This window comes from Acidovorax sp. KPB24-03, assembly GCF_057546605.1.
Genome location: NZ_BAAJYR010000238.1, coordinates 1 through 5262, shown reverse-complemented (window position 1 = coordinate 5262; position 5262 = coordinate 1). Strand labels below are relative to the sequence as shown.

The 5262-nt window shown below is 66.7% G+C and carries 4 protein-coding genes and 2 pseudogenes; 3 read left to right on the top strand and 3 right to left on the bottom strand.

Going from position 1 to position 5262, the window contains the following annotated elements; all coding sequences use genetic code 11:
- Positions 1 to 280: pseudogene (locus AC27KI_RS18115) on the bottom strand (RNA polymerase sigma factor); the annotation flags it as partial.
- A gap of 184 nt (positions 281 to 464) precedes the next feature.
- Between AC27KI_RS18115 and AC27KI_RS18110 the strand changes: the two are divergent.
- The 3 genes and pseudogenes from AC27KI_RS18110 (at position 465) to AC27KI_RS18100 (ending at position 2192) form a co-directional block, all read left to right on the top strand.
- Complete coding sequence (locus AC27KI_RS18110; RefSeq protein ID WP_272565862.1) at positions 465 to 1088, top strand: phosphoadenosine phosphosulfate reductase domain-containing protein; 624 nt, start codon at positions 465 to 467, stop codon at positions 1086 to 1088.
- A gap of 209 nt (positions 1089 to 1297) precedes the next feature.
- On the top strand, positions 1298 to 1516 hold the full coding sequence (locus tag AC27KI_RS18105; protein WP_272565861.1) for a CsbD family protein: 219 nt from the start codon (positions 1298 to 1300) through the stop codon (positions 1514 to 1516).
- Positions 1517 to 1615: 99 nt separating this feature from the next.
- Positions 1616 to 2192: pseudogene (locus tag AC27KI_RS18100) on the top strand (hypothetical protein).
- A 115-nt stretch (positions 2193 to 2307) separates the two neighbouring features.
- Here AC27KI_RS18100 and AC27KI_RS18095 read toward each other — a convergent pair.
- Both AC27KI_RS18095 and AC27KI_RS18090 read right to left on the bottom strand, forming a co-directional pair.
- A complete protein-coding gene (locus tag AC27KI_RS18095; RefSeq protein ID WP_487115100.1) occupies positions 2308 to 3009 on the bottom strand; it encodes a GGDEF domain-containing protein in 702 nt (233 codons plus the stop codon).
- Positions 2970 to 5262, bottom strand: a 2293-nt coding sequence (locus tag AC27KI_RS18090) for a PAS domain-containing protein (protein ID WP_487115098.1), incomplete at its 5' end; no start/stop codon positions are given. The genes AC27KI_RS18090 and AC27KI_RS18095, both read right to left, overlap by 40 nt.

Sequence of the window (5262 nt, the reverse complement as noted above, 5' to 3'; positions counted from 1 at the left end):
CCTCGGGGTGCTCGTGCGCCGTCTCGCGGCGCCGGGCCTGGGCGCGGTAGCGGTCGATGGCCAGGTCCCGCGCCACGCAGCGCAGGAACGCGAGCGGATTGGCGATCTCGCCGGGCACCGGGCGCTCGAGCAGCCGCACGCACAGGTCGTTCACGATCTCGCGCGGAAAGCACTCGTCCCCGAAGCGGTGCCGCAGCGACCCCACCAGGTCTTCGTAGTGCTTCACCAGGGCGGCCAGCAGGGGCTCGGGCGGCGGAGGAAGCGAGGCGGGGTGCGGCATGGAACGCCGATTATAAAAAGAGAATGGGAATGATTCTTATTGTTGTATTTTTGCCGTACTGCGGCGCTCCGGTGCCCCGCCGGGCGGCAGGGGCGCGTGGCCGGCCGGCTGCGGCCCTGCGGCGCAAAAGGCACAATCGCCCGTCCCACCGGGCCGCTCGCGCCCGGTCCCGTTGGAGCATGGAATGAGCAGCATCGACCTCGCAAGAATCAACGCCGAACTCGGCAAGGACGCCCAGGGCCTCGTGGACTGGGCCGTGGGCCTGGGCCGGCCCACCATCGTCACCACCAATTTCCGGCCGTTCGAGGCCGTCATCCTGCACATGGTCACGCGGGCCCGGCCCGACGTGCCGGTGGTGTGGATGGACAACGGCTACAACACCGAGGCCACTTACCAGTTCGCCGACGAGGTGACCCGGCAGCTTGGCCTGAACCTGTCGATCTACCTGCCACGCCGCTCGCGCGCCCACCGCGAGGCCGTCGAAGGCCCGGTGCCCGCGCTCGACGATCCGCGGCATGCCGCCTTTACCGAAGAGGTCAAGCTCGAGCCCTTCGCCCGCGCGCTGCGCGAGACCGCGCCGCAAGTGTGGTTCACCGCGCTGCGCGCCACCGACACGGCCGTGCGCGCGCAGATGGACCCGGTGAGCATCAACCCCGACGGCCTGCTCAAGGTCGCACCGCTGCTGCATTGGTCGTCCAAGGACCTGTACGAATACCTCGTGGCCCACCAACTGCCCAACAACTTCGATTACGTGGACCCGACGAAGGGCGAGGACAACCGCGAATGCGGGCTGCATCTGGCGCACTGAGCGCATGGGCTCATAGCCGAAAGGGGCGTGCACTGCACGCCCCTTTTTTTTGTCCTTGTCAACCGTAGGCCTGGGCTGACGCGTGCTGCCCCCGGATGACTACGCCTGCCCCGAGGGGGCACTTTTACAGTTCGTCCATCGCATCCAGCCAGGGTTCCAAACCGTCTCGGAGTGGAGGGCTGAAGCGAATAACCAAGAGGACTTGTGCCATGAATGAAGACACCGTCAAGGGAAACTGGAAGCAATTCACCGGCAAGATCAAGGAGCAATGGGGCAAGCTGACGGACGACGATCTTGACGTGGCAGCCGGCAAGCGCGACCAGTTCCTGGGCAAGCTGCAAGAGCGCCAGGGTCTGGCCAAGGATGCCGCCGAGAAGGAACTGAAGTCCTGGCAAGACCGCCACCCCGAATTCCGTTTCGACAAGTAAATCCCGGGCCTTTCCCACTTTTAAAACCAGCGGTGTTCGCCGTGCTGCCACAAGGCAAATCGACAACCGCACCCCCCTACAGACATTGAGGAGAAAAATATGAAACACGCACGCAATCTTCTGGCCATCGTGGCCGCCGGCCTTCTCGCCACCAGCGGCATGGCCATGACCAAGGAAGAGCACAGCGCCGCCAAGGACCGCATCTCTGCCGACTACAAGATGAACAAGCAGAAGTGCGACAGCATGACGGCCAACGCCAAGGACGTCTGCATGAAGGAAGCCAAGGGTGCCGAGAAGGTCGCCAAGGCCGAGCTGGAAGCCCAGTACAAGCCCAGCGACAAGGCCACCTACAAGGTGAACGAAGCCCGCGCTGACGCCGCCTACGACGTCGCCAAGGAAAAGTGCGATGACCAGCAAGGCAATGCCAAGGACGTCTGCGTGAAGGATGCCAAGCGCCCACGTGAAGGCCAAGGAAGACGCCAAGGTGGCTCGCGCCCAGGCCAAGCCTTCGGACAACATGGCCAAGAAGGACGCCAAGGTCGCCGAAGTGAAGAAGGACGCCGCTGAAGAAAAGCGCGAAGCCGAATACAAGGCCGCCAAGGAGCGTTGCGATGCCATGAACGGTGACGTCAAGGACAAGTGCGTTGCCGATCTGAAGCGCGTCTACAACCAGTAAAACAGGTTATGGCCACCCCCGCGTTCGGATGAACGGCTGGGGTGCCAAAAGCAAAAAAGGCTTCGCAGTGCGAAGCCTTTTTGCGTTGCGGCCGCCTCAGTGGGGGGCTGTTCGCTCAGCGCCACCGCATGAAACGCGCCCGTCCGGCGGCCTTGGCCTGGTAGAGCCCCTGGTCCGCGTCGCGCACCAATTGCTTTTCTGTCATTTCCGCCGTGGGCTGCAGGGCCGCCACGCCGATGCTCAAGGTGACGTGCGGGCCCAGGGGCGAAGCGCCATGGGGGATGGCGGCATGGTCGAACGCCTGCAGCACCCGTTGGGCCACGGCCTGCGCCTCGTCGCCCGTGGTGCCCGGCAGGAGCACCACGAACTCTTCACCCCCGTAGCGCATCGGCTTTTCGTGCGCCCGGAACAACGCCCCCTGCAGCACGGTGCCGACCTGGCGCAGGCATTCGTCGCCGGCCTGGTGCCCGTGCATGTCGTTGTAGTGCTTGAAGTGGTCGATATCGATCATCAGCAGGGCCACGGATGCGTCCTGCCGGCGCGCCCGGCCCCACTCGGCGCTCAATGCCTCGTCGAACAGGCGGCGGTTGCCCAGTCCCGTGAGGGCATCCGTATAGGACAGCTCCGCCAGCGTGGCGTTCAGGCGCTGCAGTTGCAGCTCCGAGTGCTTTCGCTCCGTGATGTCCTGGAAGGCCCCGCTCAGCTGGACGATCTGGCCGTCCTGGTAGGTCGGCTCGCCCTGCGCGCGCACCCAGAGGTGTCGTCCCTTGTGCGAGATCAATTCCAGCTCCAGGTCCCACGGCGTGCCGTCTTCCATGCACCGCTGCACGGCCGCGCCGATGAGGGGGCGCGACGCTTCGTGTAGTAGTTCAGCGCCTGCGACAGGTCCGGCGTGGTTTGCGGCTCCAGGTCGTGGATGCGGTAGACCTCGTCCGTCCAGGCCGCCTCGCCCGTGGCCGGATTCAGCGTCCAGCCTCCCACGCGTGCCATGGCCCCCGACTGCCGCAGCAGCAGGGCCGCGCGCGCCAGCGCCTCTTCGTCAAGCTTGCGCTGGGTGATGTCCATGAACGTGCCGATGACCTTGGAGGGCGCGCCCGTGGCGCTGCGCCGGATGACCTTGCCGCGGGAGAACAGCCAGATCCAGGCCCCCTGCGGGCCCTGCACCCTGAACTCGTTCTCGTAGGTTTCCGTCATTCCGCCGAGATGCCGGCGGAACGCGGCCACGTTCGGCTCCTGGTCGAGAGGGTGCAGCACGGCGGTCCATTCGGGCACGGTCTTGGTCACCTCGTTGGGGCCGAAGCCCAGCATGGCCGATCCGCGGGCGTCCACCTGCAGCGTCATGGCCTCGATGTTCAGTTCCCACAAGCCCAGCTGGGCCCCTTCGAGGGCCCGCTCCAGCCGCGCGGCGCTGATCGCTAGCCTGTTGGCGTAATCCTTGTGGACGGTGATGTCCGTCACCGTGAGGTGGAACCCGACTGCGGGCGCCGGTGGGCGGTCCGGCTCCAACGGCTGAACATCGGGGATGTAGCTGGCGGACATGACCCGGGTCTCGCCGGCGGCGTTGGCGACCTCGGCCTCGAACTGCACCGGTTCGCCTTTCAGCACGCGGCGGGTGTAGGGCCAGGCCTTGGCGAAATGCGCCGAATCCAGGATTTCATCCATGGGGCGGCCCACGATCTGCGCGGGGTCCTTGCCGAACCATGCGGCATAAGCCTTGTTGGCGAACTGGTAGCGCAAATCCGCGCCCACGTGCGCGATGAGTGCGGGCACGCTGTCGGCCATCAGCTGCAACTGGGCCTCGCTTCGACGCAGTTGCTGCTCGGCCGCGACGCGCTCGCTGATGTCGTGCATGAAGGCCGTCACGATGCGGGACGATTCCAGCTGCACCTGGCTGAGGGTGATCTCCATCGGAAACTCGTGCTGGTCGCGGTGCCATCCCGGAAGAAGCTGCCTGCGGGCCCGGGCGCCCTCGTTGGCCATGAGCGCCGCCAGGCTGCGCGTTCGCATCGCCGGGGCGAGGATGGTCTCGGCCATCGGGCGCCCCAGCACCTCGGCCCGGCGCCAGCCGAACATCGCCTGGGCTGCGCGGTTCCACTCCAGGATCTGGCCGTCCTCATCGGCCACGATGAAGGCGTCCTCCGTGTCTTCCAGGATGCTGCGCATGCGGCGCTCGCTGTCGCGCAGGCGCTCTTCCATGGACCGCTGCTCCGTGACGTCCTGGATCTGGGCCACGAAATGCAGGGGCTGGTCGAATTCGTCCCGCACCAGCGAGACCGCCAGATGGGCCCACACCGTCTCGCCGTCCTTGCGCAGGTAGCGCTTGCCCAACTGGTAGTTCTGCGTTTCCCTGCGGACCAGGCGGTCGATGTGGTCGCGGTGGGACATGAGATCGTCCGGGTGGGTGAGACGCCGGAAATCCATGCGCAGCAATTCGTCCCGCGAGTAGCCCAGCATGCCGCACAGCGCGTCGTTGACCTCGATCCAGTGGCCCGTGGTGGCGACCAGGGCCATTCCATGGGTGGCGGCGCTGAAGGCGCCCGAAAAGCGCTGGGCCGCGATCGTGGCGGCACGGGTGGCGGCGCGCAGTGCCGTCACGTCGTGCATCAGGCATACCGCGCCCATCTTGGTGCCGTCCGCGTAGAACAAAGGCGAAGCGTTGCACAGCACCGACCGCGGCGGCTGGCCCTTGGCCTTGATGACCAGCTCGAACCCGCGCACGGTCTCGCCCCGCCAGGCGGCCAGCAGCGGGATGTCCCCGGTCGCCAGCAGCCGTGTGCCAGAGGCCTCGAACAGGTCGAAATGCTCGGCCCACTCGCTCGGCGGCAGGGACCGGGGGTCGGTGCCGTGCCAGGCCCGGGCCACGTGGTTGAACTCGCCCAGCAGTCCATCGGAGCCGCAGGAGACGACCGCATCGGGCATGGCCTCCAGCAGGCGGCCCAGCGTGCCCGCCTGGATCTGGGCCTCCCGGCGGCCCTGGCGGGCCTCCAGTTGGCTGACCACCTGCCTGGACAGGCGTTGCAACGCCTCCCGCTGCGTTCCGGACAGGCGCCGCGGCACCCGGTCGATCACG